Annotated in this window: 10 protein-coding genes and 1 pseudogene; 6 read left to right on the top strand and 5 right to left on the bottom strand. The window is 47.0% G+C overall.

Annotated elements, in window-relative coordinates:
• Position 1 precedes the first annotated feature (1 nt).
• Entirely contained in the window at positions 2-1,708 is a 1,707-nt protein-coding gene (locus ACMGGP_RS13235) for a LeoA/HP0731 family dynamin-like GTPase (RefSeq protein WP_498798525.1), read from the bottom strand.
• Positions 1,708-3,906 (bottom strand): hypothetical protein, encoded by a 2,199-nt coding sequence (locus tag ACMGGP_RS13230; RefSeq protein ID WP_498798524.1) that lies wholly within the window; start codon positions 3,904-3,906, stop codon positions 1,708-1,710. Before ACMGGP_RS13230 ends, ACMGGP_RS13235 begins: the two co-directional genes overlap by 1 nt.
• A 589-nt stretch (positions 3,907-4,495) precedes the next feature.
• Here ACMGGP_RS13230 and ACMGGP_RS13225 point away from each other — a divergent pair.
• From ACMGGP_RS13225 to ACMGGP_RS13215, 3 genes are all read left to right on the top strand, one after another.
• Entirely contained in the window at positions 4,496-5,458 is a 963-nt protein-coding gene (locus ACMGGP_RS13225) for a hypothetical protein (protein ID WP_498798523.1), read from the top strand.
• Between the two features lie 15 nt (positions 5,459-5,473).
• On the top strand, positions 5,474-6,475 hold the full coding sequence (locus ACMGGP_RS13220; RefSeq protein ID WP_498798522.1) for a hypothetical protein: 1,002 nt from the start codon (positions 5,474-5,476) through the stop codon (positions 6,473-6,475).
• Between the two features lie 638 nt (positions 6,476-7,113).
• Positions 7,114-8,133: a hypothetical protein gene (locus ACMGGP_RS13215; RefSeq protein ID WP_498798521.1), complete on the top strand. Its 1,020-nt coding sequence runs from the start codon at positions 7,114-7,116 to the stop codon at positions 8,131-8,133.
• 386 nt (positions 8,134-8,519) lie between these two features.
• Here ACMGGP_RS13215 and ACMGGP_RS13210 read toward each other — a convergent pair whose 3' ends face one another.
• Complete coding sequence (locus tag ACMGGP_RS13210; protein WP_498798520.1) at positions 8,520-10,184, bottom strand: UvrD-helicase domain-containing protein; 1,665 nt, start codon at positions 10,182-10,184, stop codon at positions 8,520-8,522.
• Positions 10,181-12,085 carry an ATP-dependent nuclease gene (locus ACMGGP_RS13205; RefSeq protein ID WP_498798519.1) on the bottom strand — a complete coding sequence of 635 codons (1,905 nt, stop codon included), beginning with the start codon at positions 12,083-12,085 and terminating at the stop codon, positions 10,181-10,183. Before ACMGGP_RS13205 ends, ACMGGP_RS13210 begins: the two co-directional genes overlap by 4 nt.
• 1,234 nt (positions 12,086-13,319) lie before the next feature.
• Here ACMGGP_RS13205 and ACMGGP_RS13200 point away from each other — a divergent pair.
• Positions 13,320-13,682, top strand: a pseudogene (locus tag ACMGGP_RS13200) (GrpB family protein); the annotation flags it as partial.
• Positions 13,683-14,022: 340 nt separating this feature from the next.
• On the opposite strand, the gene ACMGGP_RS13195 reads toward ACMGGP_RS13200, so the two are convergent.
• Positions 14,023-15,579 carry a phage/plasmid primase, P4 family gene (locus ACMGGP_RS13195; protein ID WP_498798518.1) on the bottom strand — a complete coding sequence of 519 codons (1,557 nt, stop codon included), beginning with the start codon at positions 15,577-15,579 and terminating at the stop codon, positions 14,023-14,025.
• A 21-nt stretch (positions 15,580-15,600) separates the two neighbouring features.
• On the opposite strand from ACMGGP_RS13195, the gene ACMGGP_RS13190 reads away from it, so the two are divergent.
• Both ACMGGP_RS13190 and ACMGGP_RS13185 read left to right on the top strand, forming a co-directional pair.
• On the top strand, positions 15,601-15,828 hold the full coding sequence (locus ACMGGP_RS13190; RefSeq protein WP_311979110.1) for a hypothetical protein: 228 nt from the start codon (positions 15,601-15,603) through the stop codon (positions 15,826-15,828).
• Between the two features lie 54 nt (positions 15,829-15,882).
• Positions 15,883-16,242 carry a phage polarity suppression protein gene (locus ACMGGP_RS13185; protein ID WP_498798517.1) on the top strand — a complete coding sequence of 120 codons (360 nt, stop codon included), beginning with the start codon at positions 15,883-15,885 and terminating at the stop codon, positions 16,240-16,242.
• Positions 16,243-16,643: the final 401 nt, after the last annotated feature.

The following is a 16,643-nucleotide window of genomic DNA, read 5'->3' as shown; positions in this document are numbered from 1 at the left end:
CTTAATCGTTCACGTGCTTGTATTCCGCGTCAATCGCTTCCGCATCCGCACGCCAGCGGGCAAAGAGTGACTGCTGTTCTTGAATCGCATGCATCGCGCTTTCGAGGCTTGTCATTTCATCCTGCATCAGTGCGAAACCGGTAAAATATTCACGTGCGAATTCACTTCCTCCCAGCGTGCTTATCAACCCCTCGCGTTGTAGATTAAAATTCGAAATCATGGAGTCGATCATTTTTTTGAACTCCGCCTCGCGCTTTGCCTGGTTGTAGGTATCCCACAGTTCCAGCGCCACGCCGGCAAACACCAGTGCGCCGTTAAGTCCTTTCGCAAATTTAATGGCCCCCCAGGGCTTAAACTTCAGCAGTTTTCCCAGCTCTAGCCCGGCTATTTTGCCTACGGACACCACCCCATCACGTGCAGCAATCACGGTTGCGCTGTTAATGAAGTTGCTCTTAACGACATAATTCAGCCCCTGCTTGCCCATGGCCGCCATATTGCCGTTGTAGTGATTGATTTCCGCACTGTAGCCCAGATGCATCTTCTGGATGGCATTGTTCACGGACTGCACGCGGCGGGAGAACTCGTTTTCAAGACGGGTATCAATGATGATGCCTTTCTCACCAATTTCATTCTCGAAAAACTCCATGTAGGTTTCGAGACTGAGGCCTCTGGCGCGAAGTATCAGATCTTTAAAGTAGTCGCTTACAAAGTTATTGAGACTGATGCGCGCTTCCGCGATATCGCGCTGCATGGTTAGCAGCTCTTTGCTGAGCCGGACATGAATGGATGAGAGGTCTTCAACTTCTTGTCGGATACGCTCATCATTCGCGATGGCTTCCGGCAGCTTCCGAGTCAGGATATCCCTGATAACACTCTTTTTCGTTTCTTCACTCAGCACCAGTGCTCCCCCGCTTTGTTCTATCTTGTCGCTCGTCGCGTCCTGCAGTTCACTGATATGAGACAGCGAACGAAATTTTTCCGGGTTACCTAGCCAGTATTCTGTCCCCATATCAAAAGGGTTGGCCGCAACGGCGACAATATTTAATGCATCATGCTCCGGCTGGGTCAGCACGATCATGTCGTTCAAACGCGCGCGTACGTTCTGGCGCTTCACCTGTACGTTAGCGACGTAATCCTCCTCATCCTCCACGTCCGCGACTTCATCGAAGCGGCTGAGAACGAACACCGTACGGTCAAGCAGGTTCAGGGTGCGGAACAGCCATTCGAGGTCGGCCTTATGGCTCTCTTTAATCGGGTTGGTGGAGTTCATGACATAGAGGATCAAATGCGCCTCACTGATATACTTTTTTGTCATGTCCTTGTATTTTTCGACAGCCTTGGTGTCTTCGTTGAACTGCTCTTTGAAGCCAAACAACCCGGGCGTGTCAATCAGGACAAAGTCTGATCCCACGTCGTACACTTTGACTTCGTTGGAGGATTCCTGATGGCTGATATTCATGCTGGCTTTATCGAGGCGTCCCATCCAAGCGGCAGCTATTGAGGTTTTCCCTTCGGAGAATCCCCCGATCAGCGCGATTTTTAATTTCCCCTTCGCGGCATTCTTTTTGGCCGACTCAATTTTATTGATCAGCTGCACATCGACCGGGACACCGACCTTTTCTCCCTGCTCAAGAAAGGCGGTAAGTTCATCCAGAATGTGAACATTGCGGGACTGCTGCGCTTTAAAAACATCCAGCGTTTTTTCCATTATTTCGCTCCAGAAAAATCAATCTCAGTGGATAAAAGGCGTAATCCGGCCGCGGCCTGGATTAGGATCTCATTGATGCCCGAAACCTGTTTCACAGGTTCCTCCAGCATGTTTTTAATCTCAGCGATTTTCTCCTGCAGCTCCGGGAAGGCTTTCTGAATGCCTTCGACAATGGTGCCATTCATGTGGGCTGCCACGTTGCTGAGATTTTTGTCAGCGGACTGCTTCTGCTGCGACATTTTGTAACTGGAGCTGATCATGCTGCGCAGGGCCTTGTAGGCAGCAAATGCCAGGTTTGCCAGCGCCGGACCGAGAACAAGCCACCCGGCGGGGTTCCAGAAAAGCAGCGCGCCGCCCGCGAGTGTCGCCAAAAGTCCCGTGACGTTGATGCCGTTATCGATATCAATCGTGAGGGGAATATTGCTGCTGAATTTATGCGTCTGAAGGCGTGAGAAGGTATTGAGGATCCCGCGAGCGTGCTGCTGAAATTGCGCGATAATGTCACTAGTCTCTGACTGAAAGCGCTCAAGTTCGGCTTTCAGTATCTTTGGAAGGGATTTTTCAAGCGAACCGTGCTCCATGCTGATCGCGGCCTCCAGCTCACTTTTAAAGCGATCGTTACTGATATCACCATCAATCACTTTATAGATACGCTCCCGCGCCTGACTGCGGAACCGGCTAACGCTCTCCTCCGCGCGGTCAATCAGACGCTGGCGCAGTGATTTCAGTGCGTGATCAAGCTGCTTGTGTGCACTGTTTTTGTCCTCATTAAGCTGCCGGACAAGTTTTGCGTAGGTGTCCGCCTGCAGCGCGCTCACCTGCGCGGCAATATCATCCAGCACAACGCGAGTTTTCTGTGTGTTTGAGCGGGTAATTTTTGCCTTGCTGTCGGCGACAAGCTGTTGTGTCAGAACGCGCGCAAGCTCTGAAACGCCCGTTTTTTCAAGCAGGTCTTCCGGGGTGAAGGTTTTCAAAAATTTTTCGCGACTCTTCGCATTGGGCCCGCCGGGGACCAGATGTTCGGCCAGACTGAGAAACGCAGGCATGGCGCTGACAACCAGCGTATTACGATAGTTGTCACCCAACTGCTCGCGCATTTTATCGTTCAGATCCTGAATGCTGTGCGCTTCATCCTCGTTAACCAGGGATCTTCCAAGACCCATAGCATTCGTTACACGCTTATTGAACAACGTCCAGACTTCAGTCTGCGCATTGAGATGTGACCTGATTTTCTCAAGTGTACCGGGATTGTCTTCATCGCCTTTCTGCGGCGCCGTGGCTTTACTGGTGACGTAAAAAACGGCGTGCGCTTTCTCGACTGCGCGCTGTATCTGCTCGCGCACCTTGCTCTCCTTACCTTCAATACCGGGTACGTCCAGCAGGGCAAAGCGTTGACCGCACGACTCAAAAGGATAGAGAGTGGCGTCTAGGGTGAAATCGGACATACCGGTGCCGATTATTTCACCGTCCGCCAGCGCGTTCATTTCGGCAAACTTTTCATCAATCTGAGAACGCATTATCAGCATCGTCTGGCGTTGTGCATCACAGTCCGCTTGCTGCACGGCAAGCGATTGTGTCTCCTGACGAATTTCTGCCTCTAATGCCTGCTGCTGTTTCTTCACCTGTAGCTGCTGCTTTTGCTCTGGTGATGATATCCACAGAGCCAGCAGCCGGCGTATCGCGGACCAGCGCTTCTTCTGATCCTCAATCAACGCACTCAGCTGCGACAACTCTTTCCCGAGTTCAGCTTCGCGATCTAAATATCGCCCTTGCACCTCCGCCAGAGTCTGACTGAGAGAGATTGCCAATGCTTCGTTTTCTTTTAAAGCCCGGTCAGCATTTTCAAGCGCCTCAGGTGAGAGATCGTGTTGCTGCTGAAACTGACGAAAAGCTGCCTGCCTGGCGAGTTTTGTTTCCTCTTTAAGCAGGATGCGCAGCGCCTCGATGACCGTTGATTTCCCCGCATTTGTTTCCCCGTAAAAGGCGATGGTGAACGTCTCCCACTCGGCATTAGAACGCAGGCTGTCAATTGCCTCGTCCAGCCGCGTCTGGAAACACTCAAGTTGAAGGCGGGCATTGCTATTGGCTTTCTGTAGGGAAGGGTCGTTTACAGGCCGGGTCAGGTTGTCGAGAATTCGTTCTACTTCCTGCGAGATTTTTTTATAGACCTGTGCGGAGGTCTCACTGGCAACAGACATGCAGCATCCTTTTTAAATTAATCCGTCTGGCGCGGCTGGAACATACGGCGTGGGCGGTTACCGCTCAGGTATACCTTTTGACCACTGGCCTCCGCGCCTTCCGGCGCCCACCGTTGTTAACTGGATCAGGCGCACCGATTATGTACACAGCACTCATCCATCGTTGGATCGGCAGAATGAGCAATACCTTTAATGAAATGCATGCAAAAAAGTGATTCAATCAGGCAGGATAGATAATCCAACGCGCCCATGAGTCATCGTCTGAGATAACTAGTCAAGGGAGTTACTCACGGTAAATCCGTCAACAAAGTCAGTTTCAAATAGAGGCGGTAAAAGGTGTTAAATCATAGAATATGAAGTGGCCTGCTCCCTGTTAACAAATCCGCGGCTTCATTAGCTAATTCTCCATCTGCTATAGAATTACTGCGAACGGTCGCTGTTCGCTCATAGCTGGCCTGACTCGCGCGTCCGCTTCGTGCCAACAGCGGACATTGCTGGCACATGGTATGTTAGTTTAAGGGGGCAGGTCATGCCCTGTATTCCGCCGTGGTACAATAGTTGCGCAATTCATATAAGGAGGCATTACATCGTGAAAATTGTTTTCGAGGTTAATGGAAAGAAAGTCCCGCTAAAATCTTTAAAATACATAAGCAAAAAAGATCAACTCGAAGTAATGAAAAACTGGTTCTTTGAAAACTTTGAAGATCCGGCAAATGCTTGTCCGTATGAAAGTAGAGAAGGTGGCTATGCTTACATATATGGCGGGCCGTATGATGCTAGCGAAGAACTACAAGCCATCTTCGATCAATATGTCAAGGCTGAGTATATCGAGGAATTAGTAGATGACTTACAAACACAATGTTTTGACTGGTCTGGAAACTCAAGTAATGTAGATGATTGGTACAATGATGATATCTACGATGCTGTAACTTCTTCCGATAATCCGCATTTAAAATTCATTGACAACATCGAAAAAATAAAAAAACTTGCAAAAGATAAAACTGAACAACAGCAAAAAGACCACTTACTTAGTTTGCTCTACACGAATGTTATTACAGCTTTGGAAACGCTTTATGTTGAACTATTCATTAACTCTATAGAGAAAGATGATGTTTACATAGCAAATTGTATAGAAAAAGGTAAGACTGAATTTAAAGTAAGCAAAGAGATTGCTGCGTTGCCTTTCAAGGGTGAACCCATCGAGAAAATTAGGGGAGAGCTAATCAGGTCAATCAAGGAACACTTGATCAGTGCAAGCTGGCATAGCACTAAAAAGGTAATCGACCGCTATGAAGCTACATTCGATATAAAAGTACAAAAAGACTGTCCGATAGAGGCTATTGAATTGGCAACCCTCAATCGAAATCACTTAGTGCATCGTAGTGGAAAGGATAAAGAAGGAAACCTCGTAGTGATTACGGACCAGACTCTTGAAACGCTGATTGATAATGCGTCGAACCTGGCAATTGCGCTCTACAACAGTTTAAATGTAGCAACGAATAAAACTACCATGTTACAACCAGATGACAAACCGTTCATTCATGAATTTTAATAGTGCAGGTCATACATGGATATTCGAACACGAAAGAAAAATTTTTTAGAGTCGTTAGATTCAACTGAAGTGATACGCAAAGCAGTAAGTCTCGCTATAGATTGCATGATTGATAATCATAATAGTAATGAGGATATCCCCTTAGTTATTACCAGCTATGATGACTTCTGTAGGCGCCAGGTACTAGATTATATAAAGGAATTTTGCGAAGCTGCGTTCCCCGACACGGGTAAATATTACTTTAATCCTAACATACTTCACATTAACGGCAGGACTAGTGAACAAGCCTGTATTAACTTAATTAAACTCTTAAGAAGTACAAAAGGCATACTATTCTGGTCAGATGCCCCATCGTGGTTCGCTAGTCTCCCCGACGGATTATTCCATGTTGTTAACATTGGTCATAAAACCGTTACTCGCGGCCTTAATAAAAAAAACTCTAAGCCGACAATAATCAATAAAGAGTATAGCGTAGATACACTACTATCAGAGCTATTTTTGAATGGCGCGCACATGGAGCAAACCAACACAAACAACGTTTCTGAGGCAGACATGAAGTTCTATGATGAATGCCATGCTGGATTAATCAGACCAATACCCGCTCCAGTAGGCGCGTCATATGATGAAGAGATCACAATTAATTCTCCAGATTGGCAGAAACTCGCGTGTGTAGCTTTACGCCGCTATCAGTCAAAGGAATGTCATGACGGAATGCAATGGGATACAACCGATCATGGTTGGATTGATGTAATCGCGCATCCGTTCATCGAAGAAATACAATCAATGGATAATAGTGGTTATCGACAATGTTTAGTTGGGCTAGTCACAATAAAAAATTCAAATGCAAATTCCCCATACCTATCTACCGTTTGGATACATCCATTTTATCGCAGGGGAGGGTTATTAAGTAAGTTATGGCCAAAATTACAAGAGCAATATGGAAGTAACTTCGAAATTGAGCAACCTAATGAAAATATGAAAGCATTTTTGAAAAGTGTGAAACACGCAGATTACTAATTTATGAATCAGCCTGTGGAGTTAGGGTTGGTGTGATCAAGTGGGGTAACAGCCTCAACGTGATGCTATGCAGATTTATAATATGCTAAACATCTCAAAAGAACCCCATTCGTTACCTTGACCTGCTCCCTGATAATTCACACAGAAGGCTGTTAGCAATGTCCGTTGATCGCTCACAGCGGACATGACAGCCCGCAGGGCGGTTCAATAAGTGTGTTGCATCCATCGGTTGAACTCATAGCCAAAAACGGGCAAAGTATACGCTAAAGTAAAAACAGGAGTTAATACCTGTGAGCGGCTAAACACCCATCGAGTAACAAGAGGGATTTAGAATTATAAGAAATTATCTTTATACTGAGTAAGGAGTCATTTAATATGTTTAGGAGATTAAATTTTGAAGTAAGCAATATATATTATATGACTAAGCAGCTTATGTTAATGGAACTAAAAAATTAATACTTCAATGAGTTAATCGGTGGGTCACACAAATATATCTCTCCTAGACTTCAGAAAGAGAAGGCTAATGATTTTAAAAAATGGATTTTTGAATAATTAGAGAAGTCGTGGGAGTTAACTAATACATCAAGATGTATTTGAAACGAATAACATATAAACTAACAATCAAAGGTAGATGGAAAATGTTAGACTTAGAATATGCTGTAACTGAACCTTTTTTAAATTACCATTTGTTCCATGAGGGTTTGAATACGAAGGTTAAAGTTTTAACCTCATCACTTAATCATGTGATTGAATATTTATTGACGCCCGGCAATGAAAATAAGATGAATGAACTTATTAAGAAAACTGATAAGTCCTGGCAATTCCCTCCGAGTTTTTCACTTCCAAGCCCTCCAGTCGATGAATCAAAATTAAAAAAGAAAACGTCATCAAAAAGACAAGATAAGGAAGATGATAGCACTGAACTGCATTATCAATTAAAAAAAGAATCAGCGCAAAAGATGCTGTATTGGTATGTAAGTGAAATGGCTATATTTGGCAGTTTTTCGGCATTGGATGATTGTATTGTTGATATTGATTCTTGGTTTTCAAGTTGGGCAATGTTTAATAAAACTCAAGATAAAAAATCGGATTCAACCAGTAGTAATAAAATCATAAGATTATATGATTCGCACGGATGGGATATGAAAAAAATAAACACATATCTTCCGATTCATGAGTATTTTTCAGCAGTTAGAAATTCAATAGCTCACAGGCAATCCAAAGCATCCCATAAGTTATCAGAAATATCAAAATCCCAAGAATTAAAAGAGTCAGTGGAAATAAACTTCCCAAGAGGCAAACCATTAAGTGAATTCGAATATAATGAGAATATATTCATTTCTCCAAAAACGTCGCTGCTATGCTCTCACATAATAAGATTAATTTTCGAAGACATTAATAAATACATCATAAAAAGAATGGGTATTGAAGGTATTATCTACATGTCATGCAAACTTGCATTTGAACCATCATCGTATAATGAAAGCAAAGTTGTTAACTTAGCAAAAAATAGATTAAACGAAATCGTTAGTGGTCGATATCATGTTGTTATAAAAGGTGAGGATGAAGCCGTTAAGGTTGCTGAGTCACTAGGCATTTGGCGTGATTGCGCTAAATTTCATGCGAACAATATGAGGAAATTAGATCCTAAATTCTAACCTTATCACGTCACGAAATAATTTATGTTTGGCCTATGCCGCGCAGATTAACACAGGGCGATGTTAAAAGCCGCCCTTTGTAGTCATAATAGTCTAGTACTTCCGTTTTTCGCTCATAGCGGACATTGGGCTGGCGTTGTTCACTTTGTGCCAGAAGCGGACGCTGCAGGTTTCTGTCCGTGTTAATCAACAGGGAGTAGGTCACCATAATAGACCCCATGTCTTTCTATTCTGCTATTTGCCGTAAGAGGCAAACGCTGTAAATGGCACTCAGCATCGATTATTGAGCGATATTTAAATAGCCAATTGTATAAGTCTATGCTTTTTAGGCTAGTAAATGATGTGAAAAATAATCATTTAAATATAAGGAAATTTTGGGATTATCGTTACCTAACAAACGGAAGTACATAATCAAAATACTCTGATCGAGCAGTCCGAAAAACTTTCCAGTGCATAGCATTAGCAGGTTCATCACGCTTGTTAGTGTGAGTTAAAATAAGGCGTCTCTTTGCTCGCGAAACACCGACAAAAAACGCGCAGCGATTTTCTTCTTCTTTACCAAAGAAAGTCTCATTTTCTACAGCCATGATGATAACCGAATCAAACTCTAATCCTTTACTTTTGTGAATGGTCAAAATGCGTACAGCCTGATCATCAGCAAATCGTTTCAATGCGAGGGGTAAATCAGATTCGATCTCAAGTAAGTATTTGATACGTGCTCTGGCATCGCGAATAACCTGTTTCAAACGTTCATGGGACTCATAATCAGGAGATAATGCAACAAGCGTCTGTAAACCTATGTGCTTTAAGAGAGTTCTTCCAAATTTCCACCATTCAGAAAATGGTGTGTCCGTTTTTTTTGCACCAGAAACTTCCTTACGATGCTTTCTTATAAGTTGATCAAGACCTTTTCGTACGCTGGTCTGAATTTCTTCATCAGCAAAGGGAACCAGCTGATTCATCAGGCGAATCCAGGCTTTAGGTTCCCGCTGTCCATAAAGACAGGACAGGTAGTCAACGATTAAACGAGCCACGGGTTCAACAGTGATGTCCTGCATTTGCTGCTCATTACGATAAGGAATTCCACGCTGCTCTAATTCTTTGAAGAGGTGATCAGCATACAAATCTGGTTGCTTTGAAACCAGGACTGCAATTTCAGCTGGAGGTAGCTGCTCTTTATTTATCCATCCATCAATTAGGTCAGCCAGATAGATAGCTTCAGTTTGACTGTTTTCAAATTCCCAGGCAAAAACCTCCCCTTCCTCTCCTTCCAGTTGATCATCACGCATTACGGAGTCAGGATCTAACTTACGAATAATTTCGTTCTGAACACGCTGCAATGTTGGTTTTGAGCGGAAATTGCGATACATGTTGAGCGGCACTGCATTAAAGTCCTTTGTGAAGGACTGGAAAATACCGTCCAGAGCACCTGCCCAGGCCATAATTTTCTGTTTTGTGTCTCCGACTGCAGTTATTCGAATTTTGGTTCCCTGAAAAGCGAGCTTTACCAAGTCATATTGTAAATGTGTGCAGTCCTGAAATTCATCAAGGAAAATGTCACTATAAGTTTGACGGATTGCATTTCGGGCTATTTTTGACGTTTGCAATATCTTAATTGCATAGGGAACCAGTTCGCCGAACGCTATTTCGTGACGAGACGCCCGGTTTTTCTTGTCCACAATAGTGTAACCAGCTTCTAAGGCATATTCTCCCGTGAGTACCGTTCTGAATCGATCTATTATGCGCTTAGCAAATGCGTGGAAGGTAAAACTGTCAAAGCGAGCAGCAAGATCCCGTCCACACCTGCGTTCAACGCGTTCCGTAAGGTTTCGGCTGGCATCAACCTTAAATGATATCGCTAAAATCCTTTTGGGGTATCGACACGTTCCTGTTCGTAAAAGAAAGTCAGCACGTTGTGCGAGCATTTCCGTCTTACCCGCGCCTGGTCCGGCAGTTAATGCCAGGCAACGTTTGCGCGTTTTTGCTGCTCGTTTTGCATTAGGTTCCAGCGTCAATCCATCCGCGGGCTGCCATTCATCCACTTTAATCATTCTGGCAGCTCCGTGAGTTTATCAATAACCGCATCAGCCAGCCTGTCCAGTGAATCCGGCATGCTTGCAAGCAAATCAGCATCGTCTAAATTAGTTAACGCCTCGATGTGTGCTGCGGGTTTACTGCCAAGTTTGAAGCGCTGATGGTAGGTGTTAAAAAGCGCTAATTCATCTTCGTTGTACTGAGTCGGATCGTAATGACTTTTTCCAAGAACAGCTTTAATGGTTGCCTCGTCGGGTTCATCTTCATCAACGTCATAGGCTTCCGGATACGCAAGTAACATTGAGAAATCTAAATCCATCGGATAGGAGAAAAACACACCGCGCTCTTCAAGTATGTTGAGATAGTTTTCGAAGTCGCGAACTTTATACTTTTCAGCATTCCATTTTGGAATTTTGTACTTTTCAGGAAGTTTATTATGCGGTTGATGTATCGCAAACTGTTCGTTTACGTACTTAAACCGCCCCCATCCTGCCGCATATCGTGCAACATCAAGATCAAGCAGTGTAAAATAGGGGATCTTTAATGCTGCAAGCAAACGCCAGAAATGGTTTACATGCCGCCCACCCAAAGGCGCTATTGTAATGGCGGACTCATCAACGGGTGCCCCCTTGGCCTGAAGCAAGCGTGGCAACACAATTTCTTCGCTGTCACCTTCACCAAGCACGACCAGCCGTGAAAAATAGATCTCCGGAAATGCCTGCACGGCTTCCCGCACAAATTTATGTGCATCATCAGTTTCATCAGGCAATTTGATACAAGTTACACACGTCTCTCGTGACTTATCCAGACGAAGATAACGTATAAGCTCAGGTGGTACCCGGCGCAGCATTGTGGGTGCATGTGTCGCAATGAGAGCTTGTGCATCCATGTTTTTTGTCATGACATTCAGGGAGCTTACAATGCGCCCCAGATAATATGGTGAAAGGCTGTTTTCTGGCTCCTCTAGTGCTACCAGCGTGAAGACCGGGGGACGTAATTTATCGGGATCAAACGATGCATCTTCTTCCGCAAGAACAGACCTGCCAATAGCTTGTGACGATAAGACAAGAGAAAGGTAAAGCATGGACTTTTGGCCATCGCTCAGCCTGGAGAAATCCACAAGTGAGCCGTCGTGACCGGGTGTAAATGAAACCGAAATATGCCTTAACAGCGATTCAATTTCTGATGCGACAAAGGTAATTCTAGGATCGGTAAAAAATTTCCCTTTATGCAGTGTTGCCCATGTTGCCTTTAAACTCTTACTGAAAGCATTCACTGAGGGGTTTGCCGCAAGGCTATCACTTATTTGATCGGTCAGCCCTTTAATCGTTTCGCGCTCAGCGTCCCAACGCACAGCCCGAAGTAACCGCCCGAGTAATGCGTTTGCACCGTAAGCAATATGGTCAGCGGGGTCGCGTCTGGCTGGCAGGTAGTGTACCTGGATATGATTACGTTCAGCCCGTGGGACCTGAGCGAAACTCAGGGGCGAATCATCTTCATTAACATCCAGGACATATACCAGAGTGTCTTCAATATCGCCATCCAGCCCCATAGTCGCATTAAGGCGAAAACGTACGCGCGGAATCCCATCCGGCTCGTCCAGTCGCATATGACTAAAATGGGGAGCTACGGTACTGTTGTCCTCGTCCTCTTCCAGTTCAGGAAACAGAAAATCAGCTTCTATCCACAGCTGGCGCTCAAGCGGGACCTCCTCCTCATCAAAGGGGACATGGAAGTCTGAACGCTGGATCCGCTTTAATGCGGGGTCGAATGCAAAGAGTCGACACAAAGCTTGGAGAACTGCAGTTTTACCTGAACCATTAGGACCAATGATATATGTTATATCTTCAAGGCTTAGTTCGGTTGATTCATGTCCAAACGACTGAAAACCAGATAAACGAATCGCTTCAAGCTTCATGCGCATCCCTACTAAGGTTAATTAAAATCTTTAAATCAGATATTTAAGTGACTTCTTATCTAACAGCGACATTCTGTTAAACTCATACTCAGATACGGTAAATACAGAAACTTCTTATTACTTTTGCTTAATAAATTTCAATATCAGTTTTTATGAAAACATTAAAGTCATTTTTGTTAATCCAGTCATTCGGTAATCTCGATTCCCGACAGCAGAACTGATACTTGGGGTTAGGGCTGAACGCTAATAGGTAAGTGAGTGACAAAGCGACTCTTGCATAAGGTCGCCCAGATGGCAGATTTCTTCACAGCTCAAGTACCGGGAAGCGAAGCAGTATGCGGAGATATGAACCGTGCAAAGCCCCGGATCGCGTCAGTGTGTTGTTCTAAAACTTAGTGGCCACTAAATTCGCTATTAGGAAGTTAGCTGCATGCGTCTTATTTACCATTAGACGCAAGCCACTAGGCCCGAAATGCTGCCTCTAGTGTTCCAGCTGACCTGCTCCCAAATGATTTACAAATATTCATACTAGTAAATCGCAAAGCTGCCAATCATGAAGGTTCGCTCTTCGCTCATAGCAGACGTTATGTTCCTTAGGCTTGGTCGCTTCGTGCAGAAGCAGAAGTAGCACATGCACTGTTATGGTAAATTTGAACGTCCGGCATGCTCACTTGAGGATAAGCATAATGCTTCAGGAAAAGCTCAGATTGCTTGAGTGCAGCCTTCACGGCAACAGGCGCAACGATCGGGAGTGGCTTGAGCTGATTCATCATCCTGGATGCCGGGAAATCACCCGGTCAGGCGTGATGGTGACCGTTCAGAGACCATTATGTCGCTGTTAAGCGAGAGGACTGCATCGTATATTCTCAGTAGCGATTTCCGACTCACCGAAATGGGGTGCGGCTGCGCCATACTTCATTACCGGACGTTTTACGCTGATGGCAGCTGCCCTGCATTGCGTTCCTCTCACTGGCTGTGTTCGGATAAAGGTCAGTGGACTCTGGTTTTTCACCAGGGAACGCCAGCAGCAGGCACTGCGTAGGTTTGCGGCTGAGCTCTTAAGTTAAATACTCAGGGCAGGGAGGATATATTTATGCGGAAAGTTATTGTTGTGCCTTACGATGATAAATGGCCTGAGATGTTTTGAAGATGAAAATTTACTGATAAAAACACTGCTCGATGGAGTGGCTAAAGATGTCCATCACATTGGCAGCACGTCAGTGCAGGTCTCTCAGCAAAGCCCGTAATTGACATTCTGCTCGAAGTCTCCGACATCAATGAACTTGATACATACAACTCTGCAATGGCTCGCATCGGATGTGTCGCTCGCGGTGAGAACGGGATTCCGGGGCGTAGATATTTCATCAAGGGTTGTAATCAGCGTAGTCATTAAGTGCATGCGTTTGCTATGGGAGATATGCAGGTATTAAAACATCTTGCTTTCCGTAATTTTCTTCGAAAAAACAGAGACATTGCAGGAAAGTATGCTGAGATAAAACACTCAGCAGCATTACTCGGTAGGAATGATGTTCATCGCTACAGCGCGCTTAAAGCGAACTTCATAGAGCATCATCTACGACTGGCGCTGGCTGTCTAAGAACGATAGAGATTGAGTTCATTGCCGGGGTGGTATGTTTAATGTGACAGAACTACCCTGTCATAATGATTTTGATGACTACTGTTCGCTCATGGCAGGCTAAACTCATTTAAAATATGGCAAGCTACATTTTCTTATAAAACAGAGAATGTATTGTTATAGGCAGCTGGATGAATTTAGCGCCACTGAAGATCGAAAAAAACCGGCTTTAGCCGGTTCTTATTATTTATGAAGTTAAGGCGGCATCGCACTTTGGCAGCCAGTCGCTGCTGCTTTCCTCAGTCAGATCGAGATTGGTCTGCATCCCCAGCTTCGTGCGCCGCTTCATGTAGTGCTGTCCTTACCCCCGCATGATGCTTTCCAGCGACAGGCCGAACATCTTCATGCTGAGCGGATTCTTGAAACCGTTGGCCTCCATGTAAGCAAGATAAGCGTGATAGAGATAACGTCTGGGCTGAAGCGGCCTGATGCTGGCGTTCCCCATATAAAGCGCGTTTGGCTCCGGCGTGGTAAACAGGTAGCCGCAGAAGTCCACCATCGGATCCGCGTCGCGCTTGATGCGCATCGCCTCGTCGGAGTTCTGCTGCGACTGAAGCAGCGACCGGGCCTGCTGTGGCTGGCTGAACTGCTGCATCAGCTGGCGCACGATAACGGCCAGCTCACCGCTGATTTTTTCCTTCAGCTGTGGGTCGCGCTCGTCTGCCGGGATAATTTCCGGGAAGTGCAGTATCACCCGGCGGCGCGACACGCCCCCGCTGCGGTCGGTGAAGCGCATCGGGTTGTTGTTCACCGCCAGAATCACCGCCGGAATGTGCGTTGAGTAGGCGTCGCGGTACTTCGGGTCCACGGAAACCGCATCACCGCCGGTTATGGCCTTGATGCCCGCGCCATCACCGCTCCACTTTTCCTGGTCGGGCAGGATAATCAGCGAATAGCCAATCACCGCCGCGCGTTCGCGCGACGACTCCAGCGTTTCGATGGTGGCGGAGGTGGTGTTGTCCGTTCCGGCCAGCATGGTGGCGATTTCCGCCATGATGCTTTTACCACTGCCGCCGGGGCCGGTAACTTCCAGAAACAGCTGCCAGTCGTAGCGGTTTGCCAGCACCATAAACAACGCGGCCAGAATGATGTCGCGTTTGGCAGGGTCACGTCCGGCGGCGCGGTCGAGCCACTGCCAGAAGTGCGGCGCGTGGTCCGCCAGCGTTTCGCCCTTAACAGGCTTTGTATAATCCACCTCGCTGACCGTGCGCAGCCAGAAGTTTTTACTGTGCGGGCTGAAGCCGCCGGTGCGGGTATCCAGTACGCCGTTACGGAATCCAATCAGGCGGCGTGCCGGGTCAGCCTGCTGCGGCAGCATCAGCTTCAGCGTGTCCACCACCCCCGAAATCTTACCCGCCGAAAACGGCGCGCGCAGGCGCTGGAACAGCTTCGCCACGTCACGCTCGAACTGCTTCCCGGAAATTACCTTCCACGCGCCGGAGCGGTAACGGGACAAAATTTTCCCGCTGGCGTCCATGGCCAGAGCGCTGTGGTACTGCTCCGCCACGTGCTCTGCCTTCTCACTGGCGCTCATGGCCGAAAATTCCGCCTCGCTCATCACGTCGAACGGACTGGCGGCGGGCGGCGTGGCAGCTTCGGCCAGCGCCCGTCGGGTTGTTTCCTCACCGTGCTGCATAAAGGCGTCATTCCAGTCACCGAACACCGGCGGCAGGGCCACGGCTGCGCGGCTGGCTTCGGCGGCCTGCTTCGCCTTCACCTGACCGTCACCATTCAGGTCGCGGTCAGCGGCAATCAGCAGCGGCAGCGTGGCGTGCTTTTCACGGGCAAGGCCAGCCAGAGAAAGGAGGTTAACGGACGACAGTGCTATCCACACCTCGTCACCGGTCAGATTATGCACGGTCAGGCCGGTGTCCTCTGAGTGGCGGCTGCGTATCGAAGACCTCAATACAAAGATGCTGCCTGGCTGGAGGCAAGACAGACCGAAAACGCCGCCACTGAAAATCTCAGCGAGCTGCGCCAGCGTAAGGCCGAGATGGAGCAGGCAAGCCGGGAAAACCGGGCACGCTTCCGTGAACTGCTGGGACAGAATGGCGGCAATGTCACGCCGGAGATGAAGACGCTGCGCGTGGAGTATCTGGAGCAGTAGGAAACGGCATCAGATCTTGCCGGGCTGATTGCCGAAAAGGAAAAGCAGCTGCCCGTGCTGGCAGACGTGACCGGGCGCAAGGCTAACGCTTACGTGTTCAGTCATGAGGGCATCACGGATGAACGCATTGATACACTTATTGATGACTTCTTTATCATTCATGGCGCCGAGCTGGGAAGCCTGCTCAGAATGAAGTACAGCCAGTTTGAACGGAATGGCTCAACGCATGTACCGGGCGTTATCGAAGGCGCGAACGATGCCGACACTTTGTACCGTGGATATGTCCAGAACCTTATCAAACGATGGACGAGCGTAAACCAGCCGCTGATGTTCCGTGATGACGTGCTAAGCGTGAGCGGTGCGCATCCTTTCCGAGGAGCCAGAAACGACCGCCGAAAGCGTAAACTTTTCTGACCCGCAGACTCAGAAATTCACCGAAGCCCGCCCCGTGCCGGGCTTTTTTACGTCCGCTACGTGAGTGCATGTCTATGCTGCATGAAAACGCATGAGTCTCCTGTATCCGGGAACGGCAGGAAAGGCCAGCGGCGGCGCGGCTCAGAACTAATCATGCAGGTGCATGAAAACCGCTGCATAAAGCGGGCAGGCGTGGCGGGGCTACGAGCGCGCGCAATGATTAAAACTTGAGAAGCTCTTGAATGAGCTTTCCAATACTATGTAATGTGGTCATATAGCTTTTCTTAGAGGGCAGATCGTTGGTTGCATGAGGATGTGAAAAATTTTACTACCATATGGCACAATCACATACTGCTCATGCCCTGCTAATCGCTGCTTCATTTAAAGGGATATTGGGAAAT

Origin of the sequence: Curtobacterium sp. BNK-1, assembly GCF_048685235.1 — a bacterium.
GTDB classification, from domain to species: domain Bacteria; phylum Pseudomonadota; class Gammaproteobacteria; order Enterobacterales; family Enterobacteriaceae; genus Pantoea; species Pantoea agglomerans.
This window is presented reverse-complemented; position numbering and strand designations above follow the sequence as displayed.

Coding starts and splice junctions, on each gene's coding strand:
- ACMGGP_RS13235 (WP_498798525.1), bottom strand. CDS start 1,708: ATGGAAAAAACGCTGGATGTTTTTAAAGCGCAGCAGTCCCGCAATGTT.
- ACMGGP_RS13230 (WP_498798524.1), bottom strand. CDS start 3,906: ATGTCTGTTGCCAGTGAGACCTCCGCACAGGTCTATAAAAAAATCTCG.
- ACMGGP_RS13220 (WP_498798522.1), top strand. CDS start 5,474: ATGGATATTCGAACACGAAAGAAAAATTTTTTAGAGTCGTTAGATTCA.
- ACMGGP_RS13215 (WP_498798521.1), top strand. CDS start 7,114: ATGTTAGACTTAGAATATGCTGTAACTGAACCTTTTTTAAATTACCAT.
- ACMGGP_RS13210 (WP_498798520.1), bottom strand. CDS start 10,184: ATGATTAAAGTGGATGAATGGCAGCCCGCGGATGGATTGACGCTGGAA.
- ACMGGP_RS13205 (WP_498798519.1), bottom strand. CDS start 12,085: ATGAAGCTTGAAGCGATTCGTTTATCTGGTTTTCAGTCGTTTGGACAT.